Origin of the sequence: Lysinibacillus macroides, assembly GCF_001281525.1 — a bacterium.
GTDB lineage: Bacteria > Bacillota > Bacilli > Bacillales_A > Planococcaceae > Lysinibacillus > Lysinibacillus macroides.
On the sequence record NZ_LGCI01000010.1, the window covers coordinates 733,300 to 750,867 of the forward strand.

The 17,568-nt window shown below is 35.6% G+C and carries 6 protein-coding genes; all 6 read right to left on the bottom strand.

The window, feature by feature from the left end; translation table 11 throughout:
• Positions 1-678 precede the first annotated feature (678 nt).
• The 6 genes from ADM90_RS18355 to ADM90_RS18380 all read right to left on the bottom strand — a co-directional run bounded on the left by ADM90_RS18355 (position 679) and on the right by ADM90_RS18380 (position 17,559).
• The gene (locus ADM90_RS18355) at positions 679-2,940 is read right to left on the bottom strand and encodes a M28 family peptidase (protein ID WP_053996359.1); all 2,262 of its coding nucleotides are present in this window, start codon (positions 2,938-2,940) and stop codon (positions 679-681) included.
• A gap of 856 nt (positions 2,941-3,796) precedes the next feature.
• On the bottom strand, positions 3,797-4,936 hold the full coding sequence (locus ADM90_RS18360) for an isochorismate synthase (protein WP_152928046.1): 1,140 nt from the start codon (positions 4,934-4,936) through the stop codon (positions 3,797-3,799).
• 10 nt (positions 4,937-4,946) lie between these two features.
• On the bottom strand, positions 4,947-5,552 hold the full coding sequence (locus ADM90_RS18365) for a 4'-phosphopantetheinyl transferase family protein (RefSeq protein ID WP_053996361.1): 606 nt from the start codon (positions 5,550-5,552) through the stop codon (positions 4,947-4,949).
• On the bottom strand, positions 5,549-6,301 hold the full coding sequence (locus tag ADM90_RS18370) for a thioesterase II family protein (RefSeq protein WP_053996362.1): 753 nt from the start codon (positions 6,299-6,301) through the stop codon (positions 5,549-5,551). The genes ADM90_RS18365 and ADM90_RS18370 overlap by 4 nt, the downstream gene beginning before the upstream one ends.
• Entirely contained in the window at positions 6,301-8,493 is a 2,193-nt protein-coding gene (locus ADM90_RS18375) for a bifunctional Gfo/Idh/MocA family oxidoreductase/class I SAM-dependent methyltransferase (protein WP_053996363.1), read from the bottom strand. The genes ADM90_RS18370 and ADM90_RS18375 overlap by 1 nt, the downstream gene beginning before the upstream one ends.
• A gap of 153 nt (positions 8,494-8,646) precedes the next feature.
• Complete coding sequence (locus ADM90_RS18380) at positions 8,647-17,559, bottom strand: non-ribosomal peptide synthetase (RefSeq protein ID WP_053996364.1); 8,913 nt, start codon at positions 17,557-17,559, stop codon at positions 8,647-8,649.
• Positions 17,560-17,568: the final 9 nt, after the last annotated feature.

Sequence of the window (17,568 nt, forward strand, 5' to 3'; positions counted from 1 at the left end):
AATTTTCAGAATTAACAGAATAATAACTTATTTATATTTATTTTGCAAACGCTTTCATTATATTTTATGCTTCTATCCCCCCAGTCACTATATCCATAAATGCTGCGCGTTGTTTTTGCTTCCTCTGCTTGCTTTTTGTCATACATATTCATAACCTCAAACGCGGTAGGTTAAGGAACACTAGGCTTGTACAAAAGTATTTATAAATGTTTGGCTGATCAACTCTTGTCGTATATTGACCTATATTTAGGAAGTTCCTCCCTATTAGAGGCAACTAAAGCCATTGAATATGCTACAATTTCCTGTTAATGTAAAACTTTTCTCCTGCTGCATAAGCAAATTACTGCCATACTATACAAAAGACAGTCATTCCTGCCTACCCCTTATTCCATTAAATAGCATTTTTCAACTACATCTCTGTAATTTATCAAAAATAACCATAATAATAGGTGTTTACCATAAGGACAAATCACCTTATCCAATCGCTCATAATCGGGCTGCAAAGCGCCTAATAAATATGAACTTTGTATCCATGTTCATATAGTAGCTATATATCTAAAAATTCTGTTAGATTTTCAAATTGTTTTTGCATAAGGCTACTTCCTTTCTTTGCAACATCATTAAAATAGGACAGCTAAACACTAACATGTAGCTGCCCCATTATCTGTTTTATTGTGCTTATTCCTTTTCATACAATTTTAACATCGAAATAATTGCTTGCTCCAATGTATAATTGTTCTTTGGTAAAAATAGGCCTTGTTCCGTACCAGCCATAATCTCTGCAAGTTGCATAGCATAGACACTGTCTTTTGCCCAAGCGGAGATATCACTGTCATCCTGATAAATCAGAGGATTGCCGTCCCCTGAGATATCCTTTAAATCTAAATATTTATAGATATTATAAAGAATTACCGCAGCCTCCTCGCGGGTAATCGTTTCATTTGGAGCAAATAGCGTATCACTCTTACCCTCTATAATGCCAAGCTTATTTATGGCAACGATATACTCATCTGATGTATCCTCAAATGGCGTAGGCTCCATCATATCTGGCTCCCAATCTGTTTTCTGGAAAAGAAGTCTAGCGATAAGCATAGAAAAATCAGCTCTTTTAATACCCCCATAATAATTTTTGCGAAGCTCATATGGGAATAGCTGAGCTTTCATTGCTCTTGCCATCGTCATATTGGCTTGCATATCCTTGTCAGTATAACTTTTTCCTAGCGGATTTGTGAGATCAATATAGTCAAGATAAAGATGTACACCCTTTATGGTCTTGTATAAACCATACTCGCTCCCCTCCTGCAAATCTTCCTCTCCAACTATAACCTCTGTCGCCTCATCGTCGTCAATATTATTTTGCATCCCAATTGTTAGATCGCCACCTATCCCATCTGAGCCAATCTGAATAAAGCTAATTTCTGTTAGTTCTTTGACTGAAAGCTGTGACTTTACCTTCTCCCATGCCTGCTTTGCATGATCTGTCACAGGCAATGTAGCAGAGGGCTTATTAGGGATTTCCTCTTTAATAATCTCACCGTCTTTTTTGAAAATACGCGTTTGATCAGCTCCATACGATGATTCCATACGAACAAGCTCACCGTTGATAAGCGTATAGCCTTCCTCTACCTCATCATAATAAGGCTCTATATACAATGTAAAAATATTTTCCTGCTCATCATACTCAATACGATAGGAATTTCCGTAAATATTATGCCATCTCTCGTTGACAGACTTACCAAACTCCTTATCTAAAATCGCGCCTAATTCTTCAAATGAAATACCTGTTTGTTGGAAATCTATAGTGAGTGAACTAAGCCATCCCCACTGACTCGTTGCAGTTAATGTAAGTGGTTCCGAGATATTAAACATTTGTACCCTTGCCTGATACTTCGTGTTGCGATCTTCAGATGGAACTTGACTGAATCGGATACCCGTTGCTTCCTCTATCTCTTTTTTCGAGCTATGCGGTATTCTTATCGTACTAGAGATTGGATATACCGTATGATCAAAGATAGGTCGTGATATGGCCTGATAGGACGGCGTTTGATCGCTCATAATTTCCCTAGCAATCACCTGACCCGCATCTGCCGCATACACAAGCATATCAGGGCTGACATGTTCTATCGTGTCATTCTCATTATGATACTCCCCATGTACAGCTGGGTGGGAAAAGAATAAATTTGGAATAAGCTTTGGAGCAAAAGCAGCATGGTCACTTGTCCCACCACTGTTATACTCAACAACTTGAATATTTTTATAATTGTCATTGCTCTTTAGTAAATCAGATAAAAAACTTGCTTCCCCATCAGCCGAATAAATTTTCACATTCTGCTCTTTTTTTGCCGCTAGCATATCGAAATTGAGCATCCCAATCACTCTATCACTATCGGCCCCTAACTGATCCACATAATGCATCGAGCCAAGCAAGCCGTCCTCTTCTGCGTCAAAGGCGATAAAACGTATTTCCGTATCAGTAGGTACATTATGTAATAAACGCACAAGCTCAAGCATAACTGCAACACCAGAAGCATTGTCATTGGCTGCTGGTATATTTCTGATACTATCATAGTGCGCACCAATAATCAGAATATCATTTGTTTTTACCGCTGTATTCGGCGAAATCGTTCCAATAATATTGGTTGCTGAATATTTGGTGAAAGGCTCTTCCCCTTTTTCAGCTAAATCCCAATTGAAATGTTCTGCTTCAAACGCCTGCGTTGTCACCGTAAGACCATATTGTTCAAATGTGTCTATAATGAATTGCCTTGCAAGCTCCTTTTCTTCATTATCATGTCCTCGTGGATAGGAGGACAAAACCTCGACAGTGGACATCATGTCATTTGCATCCACACTACCTTCCATTGCGTTTGCTGTAAAGGTACTTGAAAAGCCTGCAAAAATAACTAAGACCGCTAGCACTACCCTTATTATTGTTCTCATTTATCAGCTACCCCCATCTGCTTACCCGTGTAAACTTTATCTAATATCCCTTTAAAACTATCCATCACACGCTAAGCCATCCTTGTTGTTATTTATTGGATGAAAGCAACCTATCCAAATATGGATAATTTTACATCAAAAACATCATTTATACAATGTTTTTTATTTATATATTGGGGAAACCTCTTAATCAAATGACTAGAGATTGGTTAAATTAGGTTTTTTTTTTTGGGAGAGGTTATAAAATGTAATTGGTAAAAATATGATCCTAGGGCATTTATCTTTTGTTATCATTTCACTATCAATAAGTAGCCATTATTAGGATTCACTACAGAAGGAGAGCTATTGTGAAACACAAAAAAGTGAATATATGGATATTGATGTTTAGTGTCGTGCTTGTAATTTGTATACCTTTTATTTATGGAAATAGAGAAAATATTGATGATAGTACATATCACTAAAGTTATTTCTCGTGCTTTTTAATTTTGTATTCTTTATTCCCACATATCCCCAAAAGATTTGAGAGCAAACACAAACAAATTTAGACTACTTAACCTTCCAGCAAGCGCATTAAAAAATGTTTTATATATACCTTCCTTGACCAGCCCCTCCACTTTCATAGAAATTTATCATCATCTTACTATATTAAAGTTCAAATAAAAGTTTATAATTTTCCTGAAATTAAAAAACATCCGAAATATTGAGAGATCAATATTTCGGACATTTTTAATATATAACTAATCAACGCATATTTCTTTGTAAAGTTAATACTTGATGTGCTATTCATTGAATACATTCACTATCACAACGCTGGCATTGGAGATGTAGGAATTATCTTTATTCAATAGTATTTCAATTATTCTTTTAATTCCATTGCATCTAACATTGTTGTTAATTTCGCAGAGATCTCGTTGTATTCACTATTTGGCACTGAGTTGTTCACTATTCCAGCCCCTGCAAACAATGTAACCTTTTTATCCTCTATTGCTGCACAACGAATAGTGATTACCCATTCCCCATCGCCATTACTATCCATATAGCCAACTAACCCTGTATAAAAGCCTCTGTTAAATGGCTCTATTTCCTGTATAAAATGTAAGGATTGCTTTTGCGGTTCCCCGCATATTGCTGGGGTGGGATGTAACAATTGAGCTAAATCCAATGCATCCATCGTATTATTTGTCAGCTTCCCTTTAATAACTGTGGATAAATGGATCATTGTATCTGTATAAAGAATCTCAGGTCTTTGATTAAACTCTATATCGCTTAAATAAGGGTGCAATTTCTCACACATATAGTCCACAACAATTTTATGTTCATACAAATCCTTATCAGAGTTAAGTAGTTCTTTCTCTAAATAAGCATCCTTTATCTTATTAAAAGTTTGTTTTCGTGAACCAGCTAAGGGATTAATCGTTACCATAGCTCCATCCTTTTTTACAAGTAACTCGGGACTTGCTCCAATAAGTGTTTGGCAATCATCTGTACCCATTGAAAAAATATAGCCCTGATTATTTTTATATAGTAAATTTGTTAACCATGAAGATATTGGCGGATTGTCCTTCAAGTGGAAGTTTAATGTTCTAGCTAAAACTACCTTATTAAAATGCTGATCATTAATAAAATTGATTGCCTTTCGAACCATCTCACTAAATTGCTCTTTATCAGGGATAGTCTGACTCTGTTCTATCATTAAGGGATGAGTGGTTACTTGCAAGTCCATAATCAAGCGACACTTATCATAACGCTCAAGTTTTTCTGGTACAATAATGGTTGCCTTTGTACGTCCATCAAATGGAATTGCTGCAATCATTATTTGTGTCTTATATTGTTGCTGAAGTTTTATCATTTCATCTTTGAACTTTGAAGGGTCGTTGTATTCTATCCTAAACCTTTTGCAGCTTCCTTTACATAATAATAGTTGTTCAGGTGTTTTAAATAGGGTATCCTGTTTTTGAAAATTCTGAAGGATTTCAGAAAGTTTTGTTTTCATCATCGTTTTCAACTCACTTATCTGCTTCTTTTATTAATAGATTTTCTGTGATATTCACTACACGTATGTTCTTTTTTTTACTACTAATGAGCGACAAACGGTAATTATTATCAACGATCATGGAATGACAAAATACATCGCCTAAAATTGATTGAAATTGCTGATTTTCGAGTAAGAAGTTTACTTTTGTTAGATTCATATTTAATCCCATACCTATCATTTTGGAATAAGCTTCTTTTAAAGTCCAAATGGTATAAAAATAATCTAGCTTATCTTCCTTTAATGGAAACCCATGAAACTGTATGATCTCTTGTTCACTCATAAAATATTCGATACAATCAAACTCAACTGGTTTTATTTGTTCAATATCAATACCGATAAAGCAATCTAAAGAGACTGCACCTACAAAATAATCGCCAGAATGAGATATATTAAAGTGAAGATTCGTATAGCCTGAGCTATTTACATATGGCTTTCCATATGGACCATATTCAAATTGAATATCTTGTAATCCAGTTTCCTTCAATAGAATATAGCGTTTAAACAAATCAGAATACTTATTATCGGCATCACTTATCTTGTATAAATAGACATTCATAGATTGATTGAAGCTTGTCATGGTGTACTAACGCTATAATGGAGGATCGTATCCTCTATCACCTTTACATACATATCTCCTAATTCGTACAAATAAAAGTGACTGCCTTGAAAATTTTCAAATGAAAAGCTATTATTCGTAACTTCCCTCCAACACGACATATCTGTATCTGCAAGGTCAGGATCTTCATCACCATAATGAGCAATAACGGGGATATTCAGCTTCTGTCCCGTATAGGAAAAAGACTCATGCAAGATATAATCATTTTTTATAGAAGGTATGACAAAGTTAAGAAACTCTTGATTGTTTAATAGGCATTGTGGTGTACCACCCAAGCGATGTAATTCCTGTATTAAATAATGATCTGCCATCGTTGAATGATATTTATCCTTGCCTTTACAATGTGGAGCTTGGCGACTTGCAGCTACCAATAGTTGAAGCTGTACATCTGTATAATTTTCAAGATAGTGAGCTACTTCAAATGCAATGGCAGCCCCCATGCTATGGCCAAATAATACGACCTTCTTGTCTTTTGAAATACTTTCAATGGCCTGCGCTACTTTTGCACCTAATGCAGCAATGTTTAAAATCGGTTCTTCCATTCTCCTGGTTCCTTTGCCTGGTAGTTCTACACTATATATATTTAAATGCCTATATCCTGATATCCATTCCCTATAATTAGAGGCTGATCCACCAGCATGATGAAAGCAAAATAAGTTGACATCAGCTTGGTGATTACATGAGAATGGAAACCAAATCTTCATATCCATTACAGCACCCTCCTTTTTTCTAGCGCAAATAATCGTTGCCCTAATGGATAGAGCTTATGTGCCTTATCTGGTTGAATAGATATACATTCTAATCCTACCTCATTAAATATTTCCAACCATTGAGAGGTAGTTAAAAAAGTAGATGATGTTTCTTTTCTTATGTCACTAGCAGGCTTCATCATAAATACTTGTGAAATTAACATTTGCAATGCTTCTCCATCCGCTTCTGTTATAAGGACGATACCATCATTTTTTAATAGTAATTTAAGCCTTGATAAGACTTCCCGCGTATTTTTTACATTATTTAAAACCCCTGCTGCTACAATAATATCTTGAGAATCATTCTCAATAGAAGCGATATCCGTATCATTTTCTATATCTAATTTCATATAGTCCAGCCAGTTTATGTTTTGAAATGTTTTTTTAGCTTCATTAATAAAATAATTAGAAATATCACTAAATAAATAGCACTTTATATTTTTCTGCAGTTGCTGCTTGAGAATATGATCAATAACCACGGTAGAGGTAGCGCCTGTTCCAGCACCAATTTCCAATACATGCACATGGTCTTTCATAGCAATGTGTGCTGAGACAGTATTGGCTACTTCATGATTAAGATAATGGGCAATTATCGTTTCCTTGTACAATGCTGTTGCGATGTCCATCTCACCATATTGAAATAGAAGCTGCACAACAGACTGCTGTCCGCTTAATAAACCATCTAGTATTTGTGCATGGCTATAAAAATAGTCCATTACTTTTTCTGGTACTAATTGATCTGCCCAAAGTGATTTAAGCTCTATCCAATCCTGTTTGACCTCATCAGTAGTTAGAACTGGATAATTCAACATGTAGCCAGCATTAGCACTAATAATATAGCCATGATTTGCAAGTGCAATTAGCCATCTCTGAGGGATAAATTTTAAATTTTCAGCTACTTGAATTGAATGCTGAATATCGTCCACTGAGTAGACTTTCCCTTTTACAGTTAAAATATTTTTTTTCTGAAATTCTAATAAAATAGTTTTTAAACATACCTCATTAAATTTCGCTACAGCTTGTTTAACGCTATCCACTGTTAATTGCTCATAGCGAGCTTCAATAGATATTTCTTTATGGAGTTGTGCTTTTACATCCCCAATATTTAAAAACGGTTGTGCCTTTCTTTTGTAGTCATTAGGGTATCCTAGTGAACTTGTAATATCACTCCACAGTTGTGCTGCTTGGATAATATATTGCCCTTCTCTCATCATCGCACTTGATTGACTATTATTGATAATCAAGTTTCCTAACCTTTTAAGATCTTTTAAGATAGTGGATGGCCAAATTGTTGTTAAAATCTCTTTATAGGTTAAGCTGCTGTTTGGCTCAAACATTTCATTCACTGGCGTTGTTAATGAATATGACATCTCCTGTATCAAATCTTTTGGAATCAAAGTAGTATCAGGCATTTGCATTCTAGGTGTCCACACAACTGGTCCATTGGTATCAAACAAAGTTAGTTTACCACTATCGAATCCTACTGTTATTTGATGCATTAAATGCATATAGCTATCAGAAACAGCTACCTCTACCTGATTTTGTGCTCGAATCGTTGTCGGAACACCTTTTATTATGAGGGAAAGCATTTGAAACGGCGTATTGCCTGAAATGTGATCTTTAATACTCCAGGGCTGTAGATTGCCAAATAATTTTGTTAATATATGGGCTAAAGGAAACGAAACTTGAGTTGCCATATCCACATTAAGATATATTAACTCCTCTTTTTCCATAATTTTTTTGGCAATATCAATAAACTTCCTTACATAAGGTAAATTTACATATAAATCACCTACAACAAACTTTACACGGTATTGTCTCGCAATACGGTAGCACTCTATTAAGTTTTGATAATGGACTGGCTGCTCGACTAAGACATGAATGCCTCTCTTCATTAACTCAATAGCTAGCTCTGTACCAGAGCCACCCATAATACTAGTAGGCACAACAATACAAGCAATATCAATATCTTTAGGTATATTTTCTATATCTGTATATAAGTCAGTTTCATACACGCTAGCACATAGCTGTGATCTTTGACTTCCTTGTGCCAGAATGCCAGCTAGTTCAAAGTGCTGGGCGTTTTTAATAGCTTCTAAATAAAATTGACCAAACCTTGTACCACATACAAGTACACGTAACTTTCGTGTCAATTGCTTATCATCCCTTCACTCATTGCTAAAAGCAATATACCAAGTTTATTTCACTTAAAATGGAGCCTTTGTGAGCATAATATATTCAATAGAAATTCATTGTTTGCCTAAACTGAATAGAATAATTATGCTCGCAGCTCCCTTTTCTTTTTACTAAAGTGAGCCTGTCACTTGTGCCTCTTCTTTATCTTGTTCGTCCTTCTTTTCTTCGAGATTCAGAGCTAGCCCTTCAATGGTAGGGTGTAAAAATAATTTTTCTAATGTTAAAACATAGCCTTGTTCATCGAGTTTATTAATAAAGCGGATTGCTTTTAAAGAATCGCCACCCTGTTCAAAGAAATTATCTTTTATACTTCTATATTCTGTCTCCAATATTTCATTCCAAACCTTCACAATAGCCTGCTCCTCTAATGTAACTGCTAGTCTTCCTTGCTCAACGATATCAGGCTGGTGGAAAGTCTGATATTGTGCTAGTTGCTTACGGTCAAGCTTGCCATTAGCCGTTATTGGAAATCTTTCATGAACGAAATAATGATCTGGACACATATACTTAGGAATAGTATTTTTCACCTCTTCTGCAAACTGCTCAACAGATAGTGATTTGATTTGTGCTGGTCCTCCTGCTATCATAATGTGTTCCCCTAACCATTTCGAGTCACTTTGCGGCCACTCCAATAAACATGTATAGCCCTCATCCTTCATTAAGCTTTGCCAGGCTTCTCGATTGAGTAAAGGCAATTTTTCTGTACATCTAAAATCTCTAAGCTGATGATAGCCTTCTTCAAAAAATGCTACAGTAATTAATAAAAGGGCATTATTCTTTACATTTTCAGTTAGGATAATAAGACCGCCAGGCTTTAATAGACGTTTTAAATAAGCCATGGTGTTATTCAAATGATGACTTCTATGCAATGTATTTTCGGCAATGATAATATCATAATCATGCAGCGCATATTGTTGATTATCTGGTGGGATATTGACATCAAATTGTTTAAACTTTATATGTTCTTGTGTCGTTGATGCCTTTTTCCAATTTATAAAGTCGCTTGATTCGTCACAATAGGTGTACTGTCCAGCATTCTTAAATACCTTGGCGAAATTATCCGTGCCATGTCCTGTTCTTGTGCCAAGTTCTAAGACATTCAAAGCCTGATTTGTATCAGATTTAGCTAATGTTGCTAGCATATGCTCAACTAATTTTTCGGTATGCCGACTCCATAAATTATACTGTCCTAATTGTTCTGGCGTTAAAAACCCCTGTGAATCCAATAAATAAGCTTTTGCTGATTGCTCTCCTTTTAAAATAGCAAGACGGGCAGATCGAGATGTTATAAGTTGTTCTCTCAATTGTTGAAGTGTTTGCTTCATTTCATCAAGATTAAAGTCATTTAACTGATGATTTATATAGTTTAAAGCACCATTCTCACTGAAGTTGACAATATAACTAGAAGCCCTCTTTTCCACAAAACCATAGTGAACAAGATAATCTAGCCAATGCTCCATCAGAGATGCGTACACATTTGCAACGGACCTCATAATATCCTCTTTTATAAATACTTGCCCTTCTGCTTTAAAAATAGTTAAAGCATATAAATCTAAAAACATCGTACCGACACTAAGCCATTCAATCGACTGTGTATAATCTGCAAGCTGATTTATTCGCAAATTTGCGGTTGAATGCGCTAGTTCCTTTTTAATCATCTCGATGCTTTTCACTAGGTTTGTATCTGTTGCAATCGTTTGAATAAGCTCATGCTGAATATGTTCATAAAGCTTCAGATGGCCAATGAGCTTTTGCTCTTGCATCGTGACAACCGCCTGTTGTATGATAGGGAATTTACATAAATTCGCTTCAATATCACCTAATTCTACTCGATGACCATTGATTTTAACTTGCTGATCTTCACGGCCTAAAAACTCAATATTGCCATCAGGAAGAAATCTAGCTAGATCCCCTGTTTTATAGATACGTTCACCTGTTATTGGATGGTGGATATAGTGTGCTTTGGTTCTTTCAGGATCGTGACAATACCCTACGGATAAACCAATACCACCAATATATAAGTCCCCTTTCACCCAGACAGGGCAATCTTCATAGTTTTTATTTAATACATACAATTGTTGATGTGATAGTGATTTGCCATAAGGAATGCTCTTCCAGCTCTCTTGTACTGTATTGATAATATAGTAGTTAGACCAAATAGAACATTCTGTTGCACCACCTAAACTAATTACATTTGCCCCTTCAAAAATATTCTTTATTTTTTCTGGTAGAGTTAATGGAATCCAATCACCACTTAATAGCACTGCTTTTAAATCATGACCTCTTTCAGCAATCGTACGAGCTGTTTTATGGTAATCAACTAACATCTCCATAAAGGTTGGCACAGTATTCCATATCGTAATGTGATGTTTATGCAACATATCTAACCAATGTTCGGGGTCCTTCAACCTCTGAATTTCTGGTATAACAACTGCTCCTCCGACAGATAACAGGCCAAAGATATCATAAATGGATAAGTCAAAGGTAAAATTCGATAAGGCAATACTTCTATCAGAATCTGTTACGTCAAAACGTTTATTAATATCTAAAATTGTATTCACAACACTGCGATGGGTGATTTCAACACCTTTAGGTTTACCTGTGGAACCTGAAGTGAAAATAATATAGGCTAAATCATCTGGTTTTACATCTCTAAATATCGATGGCTTATCTTTATTAGTCGCAATAAGCTCTTCCACAATATATATATTCATTCTTAAATTACTATAACGACTAGCCAAAGACTGGGTTGTCATTAGACTATCGACCTGTGCTTGCTGAATGATTTGATGTAATCGTTCTATTGGTGTATCTATATCTACTGGCAAGTAGGCTATCCCTGCTCTCATAATACCTAGCGCTGCAACGATTTGCTGCCAATCTTTCTCGATTAACACGACAATGACCTGTGCTTGTCCTGGGCTTACTGAATAAGCTATATTTTTAGACAGTGTATCCAATTCCTCATAGGAAATGGTAGCTGAAGGAGCAATAATAGCTGTATTCTTCCTATTCTCTATACATTGTTTTTCTATCAAACTAACCAATGTTTCTTCTGATAACGGGATAATAGCTGCTTGATGAATCACTTCTCTCTGTTTAGCATCTGGTAAAACAATTAAGAAAGATGATTGCTGCCACGCCTCAATACCTTGACTAAGTTTATCTAATAATTGAATATAGGCATGAAACATTTCGTTCAACAGACCTGTAGGGAATAATGCTTCAATACCATCCCACGATAGGATAAGTTCACCATCTTGTTCAAATACTTGGTGATCTAACCAAACTTGAGGTGTTTGAGAGGCTCCATAAACAATTTTCCCTAAATATGATATATCCTCCAAGTGATCCTTATTTACACCAATACCACTTGTAAAAACAATAGGCATGACAATATCATTAAACTGCGTGTTCTTTTCTTTCCTCAACATTCTTTCTACCTCTACACCACTCACCAATGTATGTTCAAGGTCCTGTAATAATTGTCTTTGCGTATCTTGACATCGCATAATAAAATTGCTTTCATGGCGATGATCTATTTCAACCAATACTAATGATGTAAAGTCACCAACTAATTTATCTACATCTTCATGTAAGGGCAATCGATTAAAATGTGTTAAGTTTAATGTAAAATGTTGATGTCTACTATAGCGTCCTAAAACTTCTGCATAGGCAGTCATAATAACATTTGAAGGCGTCAATTTAAGTTGATATGCCATTTGCTTTATGGCTGTCCATTTGTCCTTCGATAACATAGCTTGATATCGAGTAAACTTTTGTTCAGCAATGTCATGTGGCTGCTTTTCTATCGGCAATTCAGGTGCAGGTGGCAACTTTTGAATGCGTGCCTCCCAGTAGTCCATATCTTTTTTATACTGAGAAGATTTTTTTAAATCAGCGAGCGCAATCGCATAATCTCTAAAGCTAATATTAATCATTGGTAGGGTTAGAGCTGGCGCATTATATAGCTTGTACCATTCATCAAATAATAGAAAAATGCTATAACCATCAAATACCGTATTATCAAAACTGACATGTAATCGGTTTTTTTGATCATGACTTAAGCTTGCTTCAATGGCAAACAAGGGCCATTTACTGACATCAAATTGGCGTTGTGACATCTTGTTTCTTGTAGATAACACCCCTTTTTCAAAAGCTACTTGATCTTGATATTTGTAAACATTGATCTTAATTTGATAATAGGGTACTTCCTTTATAATCTTTTGAGAAAGTCCATTGTCTAATACAACAGCCCTCATAATATCATGACGTTGAATTAATTGATTCCACGCAGCTGTAACTGTCGCCATATCCAATTCGTCACACTCAAGCTCAAAATAACAATGAGCAGAAACATCACTTAAATCATACACACCGCTTCTTCCTAGCCAATATGACTGCTGAATATCCGTCAATGGGAATGGATCATATAAATGGTCTGTATCACATTGGATAGCGGCAAATGAAGTCAATTTACTATCCGCATTACTTGTTTCTACAATCTGCAAATGTTCAGATACATAATTCGCAAAATCACCAAATATAGGATATTTAAAAATTGTTTCCAATGAAATTGGTATATTTAATTTTTTTTGTAATTGACTATTAAGCTGTGTCGCAATTAATGAATCTCCACCAAGTTGGTAAAAATTATCTTCTAGTGAAATAGGCGATTTGTCTAAAACATCTTGCCAAATATTTGCGATTTTTTGTTCTAAAGCATTCATTGAACGTGTAGGCTCCATCTGCTCATGAACACCTGTATTGATGCTTGTTCTTAATAACTTACGATCCAATTTCCCGTTATTTGTAACAGGCATTTCAAGTAACATTGTTACATTTTTAGGAATCATATAATCAGGCAATTGCTCTCTTAAGTAGCTCTCTAATTGTTTTTGATTTAGTTGAATCTTTACTGGTGATGGTTGTGCCAGAAAAATATGATGCGCATATAGTTGCGGATGGTTAATTACTTTCACATTCGCATAACCTGATTCACTGAAAACATCTAGCCATTGCTCATCCGATAATAGCGGCTGACAAACATCTTTTCGATTATCTTCAAATTGTGTAAAGCCTTGTTCTTCAAAACCTGTCGTAATTAACTGTAAACTATTATTTTGTGTATTTTCTGTAACAACCATCAGCCCATCTGCATCTAATAATTGTTCCATCAATCGCATAGCTTTTGGTAAGTTTTTCACTCTATGCAATGCATTGTTGGCAATAATGATGTCATAATGATTACGTTGATATCCCTGCAAAATAGGGTCTATGTCGATATCTAAAGTTTTATATTCAATAGTGTCTGATAGTATTTTTTCAAACTTGTTTTTAAAATACATGGAGGTATCTGTAATTGTATAGCGATAGTTAATCCCTGTTAGTTGCTTCACAATTGCTTTTGTAAGCGAGCTACCTCTTGCACCTAATTCTAAAATTTGCAGGGGACGCTTCCATTTATTTTTGGCACTACTTAGCATGTGAATAATAGTTGCCAGCACTTGATTACTTTCCTTAGCACCTGGCTCCTCAGAAATTACTTCCATTGGTGTTAATGTGTCTTCTGTAAATAATAGAGTTGCTGGCGCCACTTCTCCCTGAATAATGGCTTGCCCACTCTCTATAAAAGCAGTGCCAAATTGTTTTATTCTTGGATAATTTTCTAATAATGGCATCTTGCAATCAGACAGGTCACATGTATTTTCATAGATTACCATATCTGCTGTAGTTACTAGCTGAAGCTGATGCAGGAATCCAAACCATTGATGGAAAAGTGCATAATACCTAGCATCTATATTATTTTCTTCCAGTATTTGTTGTAAATGATAAACATCTCCTTGTTTCATAGGGAAACCAGCTTGTTGTAGGATGAACGTTATACCATAGCAAGTTAATTGTTCGATCTCTGTACGAAAGTGCTGTATGGTTTTTGAACAGCTTCGAGCATCGACACTAAAGCTTTCAGAAATAACTTCCATTACATTTTGTATAAGCTTTGGTATGTCAGATGAGGTTGAATGAATATCAAAAATATCACCAAAACTATCAGCCGTAATAAACGCATGAAGAGTATTCGCATTTTTCTGTTGATTTGCTAAGACAACTGCATCTTTAATACCCTTATTTCCCTTTAAGCTTCTTTCGATTTCACCTAGCTCAATGCGATGTCCATTGACTTTAATTTGTTCATCTTTACGACCTAAAAATTCTAAAATGCCATCTTCTGAATACTTACCAAAATCTCCTGTTTTATACCATTTTTCACCATCTATATAAACAAACTGGCTTTTGGTTTGTTGCTCATTCCCTTTATAGCCTACTGCAATACTTTTACCACCAATCCATAATTCACCAGCTACTTGATTTGGACAGTCTTCTCCTCTTTCATTTACTACTCGATATGCTTGATTTGGTAACGGGTATCCGTACGGTATGCTAGACAGCTCACACGCTTCATCATTTGTTATTTGATAATAATTGGACCAAATACCACCTTCAGTAGCTCCGCCCATCGCGATAAGGGTGCTATTAGGTGTTTTGATCTGCATTTGCTTGACTAAATCCGGCTTAATCCAATCCCCAGAAAGATAAACATACCTAACGGATGAAAGAATCTTTCCTTCATGTTCTAATTCAGCGCATAACATCTCAAATAAAATAGGGGCGGAATTCCATACTGTAATATTAAATTCCTCCACGTACTTGACCCACTTATCAGCAGTTCGAACCTCATGTTCATTAAGTAAAATGAGTTTACCGCCTACAGCTAGTAAGCCAAACATATCATAGATAGATAAATCAAATTCAGTTGCTGACACGGCCAACACGCTATCTGAAGCGTCAATTTGCTGTAATTGATTCACAGCATAAATCGTGTTCCATGCAGCTTCATGGGTCATTTCTACACCTTTTGGTACACCCGTTGAACCTGAGGTGAAAATGATATATGCAGTTGAAGCTGGATCATATGAAATTTCAACACTTTGACGACATTGTTCGGCATCAGTAACAGATAAAAAGGAAATACCACTGCCATTCTCCAATTGTGGCTGATCCGTTACAACAACACATATATCGGCTGCCTGATAAATTTTGCTTCTTCGTGACAATGGCTGCTTTAGACTAATTGGGACATATACTGCCCCCGCCGCTAAAATGCCTAAGATTGTAGCAATTTGCTGGATGCCTCGTTCCATTAGTATTCCTACTGCATCCCCTTTTTTAATACCATTATTTTTCAAGTATTGTGCAATACTAAGGGCTTTTTCCTGTAATAAGCCATATGTACATGACATGTTAGCTGCAGGAAAAATCAATGCTACATCATTAGGAGATCTTTGAGCATGTTCAAAGAACGGAGCATGTAAACAAGTAGGCTCAATTTCTAATTGTGTTAGCACATTGTTTCTTACATTTAGTTGATCTGTTAGAGGAACAAGTAAAGGACTTGACCAATCCTCGGTATGGCATATATATTCAACGGTTTGTTTAAAGCTTGCAAACATATCATCCAATATATGAGGCTTAAAAATATCATCTAAACTATCCCAAATTAGTAATAAACCATTGTCTTGTTCAAATACTTGAAAATCTAGCCAAACTTGTGGTGTTTGAGAAATCATATAGTGAATATCACCAAACACTTCGGTAAACTCTTCATTCAATAAAGGTGTACCTATATTACAAGAAAAAACAACTGGTGCAATTTGTTGTTCACTGCCATGCTGACGAATAAAATCTCGTTGAACATCAATACCTGAATAGGATGTATATTGCATATCTTGATGAAATTGCGCCTGAATTGCTTGTATATCCTGTAAAAATGGTCTTGGCTCCTTTAAATCTACCTCTAATAAAAGCAGTGTTGTAAAATCTGCTACTACTTCTTCAATATTAAATTTATCAGATGATTGTCGATTAAATAACGGAATATTGATTAAAAAATGATCATTTTCACTCCATTTATTTAGAACAAGACTATAGATGGTTAGCAATACCATCGCTGGTGTAACACCTGATTTAGAAGAAAGATGCTGTAGTTTTTTCCATAACTCTGCACTTAAAAAGAAAGAACGTCGATTAAATAGAGGCCTTATTTCTGACTTATTGGCAACAGGCAATAAAGGCTTAGTTGGCAAGGTTGCCAATCTTTTTGTCCAATAAGCCTTTGCCTCGTTTCTTTCATTTTTTTGCTCTTCATCTTTTTCTACCAAATATGTAGCAAAATTCCATCCAAGAGGTGCTTGAGGCTGCACATTTCGATTATATATCGCCACTAAATCTCTTAATAGTATTTGATAGCTTTGAACATCTGCCACTAAAAGATCAATATCGAAAAATAAGCGACCCTTATTGTCTGGCAATAAAGTAATTTGTAATTCTGCGACTTGGCCTTCTTCAATTTTTAATAACCTATGAGAGGTTTGATGTCGCATCTCTTCTAAATGCTCTTGAATTTGATGATTATTTGCTGTTCGATAATCATGAATAATTAAAGGCCTTACCTGTGATTTTTTTAAAATATACTGTTTTCCATCTGCGGTAAAAATAGATCTCAGCATAGGGTGGTGCTCTTGCAGCTTCTTCCAAGCAGAAGCGAGTCTTTCAGTATCTATATGTTGAACATTAACCTCTAAATATCCATGACAGCCTAAATTGCCCAGGTACTGGCCATCATATCGTCCTATCCAATAAGCATGCTGAACTTCTGTTAATGGGAAAGGCTGATACATGTCTACATCCTCTATTTCAACCCTACATGCCATCTGTTCTTGTATGAATGCTTCGTTCATAAATAATGGTTGCCACTCCTTTAAGTAAGGGTTTTTCACCAATTGCTCAAAGGTCAAACGATAGCCTAGTTTTTTACTTAAGTTGATTAATTTCATTATTTGAATGGATGATAATCCCATATGTAACAAATTTTCATCCTCTGCTATTTCTCCGCCATGATTCAACATACTACATACTGTATCTTTAAATGTTTGCCATTTTAGTAAGCCCACTGCCTGCTTCATTGAAATTCC

Coding starts and splice junctions, on each gene's coding strand:
- ADM90_RS18365 (WP_053996361.1), bottom strand. CDS start 5,552: ATGACAAGCTTCAATCAATCTATGAATGTCTATTTATACAAGATAAGT.
- ADM90_RS18380 (WP_053996364.1), bottom strand. CDS start 17,559: ATGAAGCAGGCAGTGGGCTTACTAAAATGGCAAACATTTAAAGATACA.
- ADM90_RS18370 (WP_053996362.1), bottom strand. CDS start 6,301: ATGGATATGAAGATTTGGTTTCCATTCTCATGTAATCACCAAGCTGAT.
- ADM90_RS18360 (WP_152928046.1), bottom strand. CDS start 4,936: ATGATGAAAACAAAACTTTCTGAAATCCTTCAGAATTTTCAAAAACAG.
- ADM90_RS18355 (WP_053996359.1), bottom strand. CDS start 2,940: ATGAGAACAATAATAAGGGTAGTGCTAGCGGTCTTAGTTATTTTTGCA.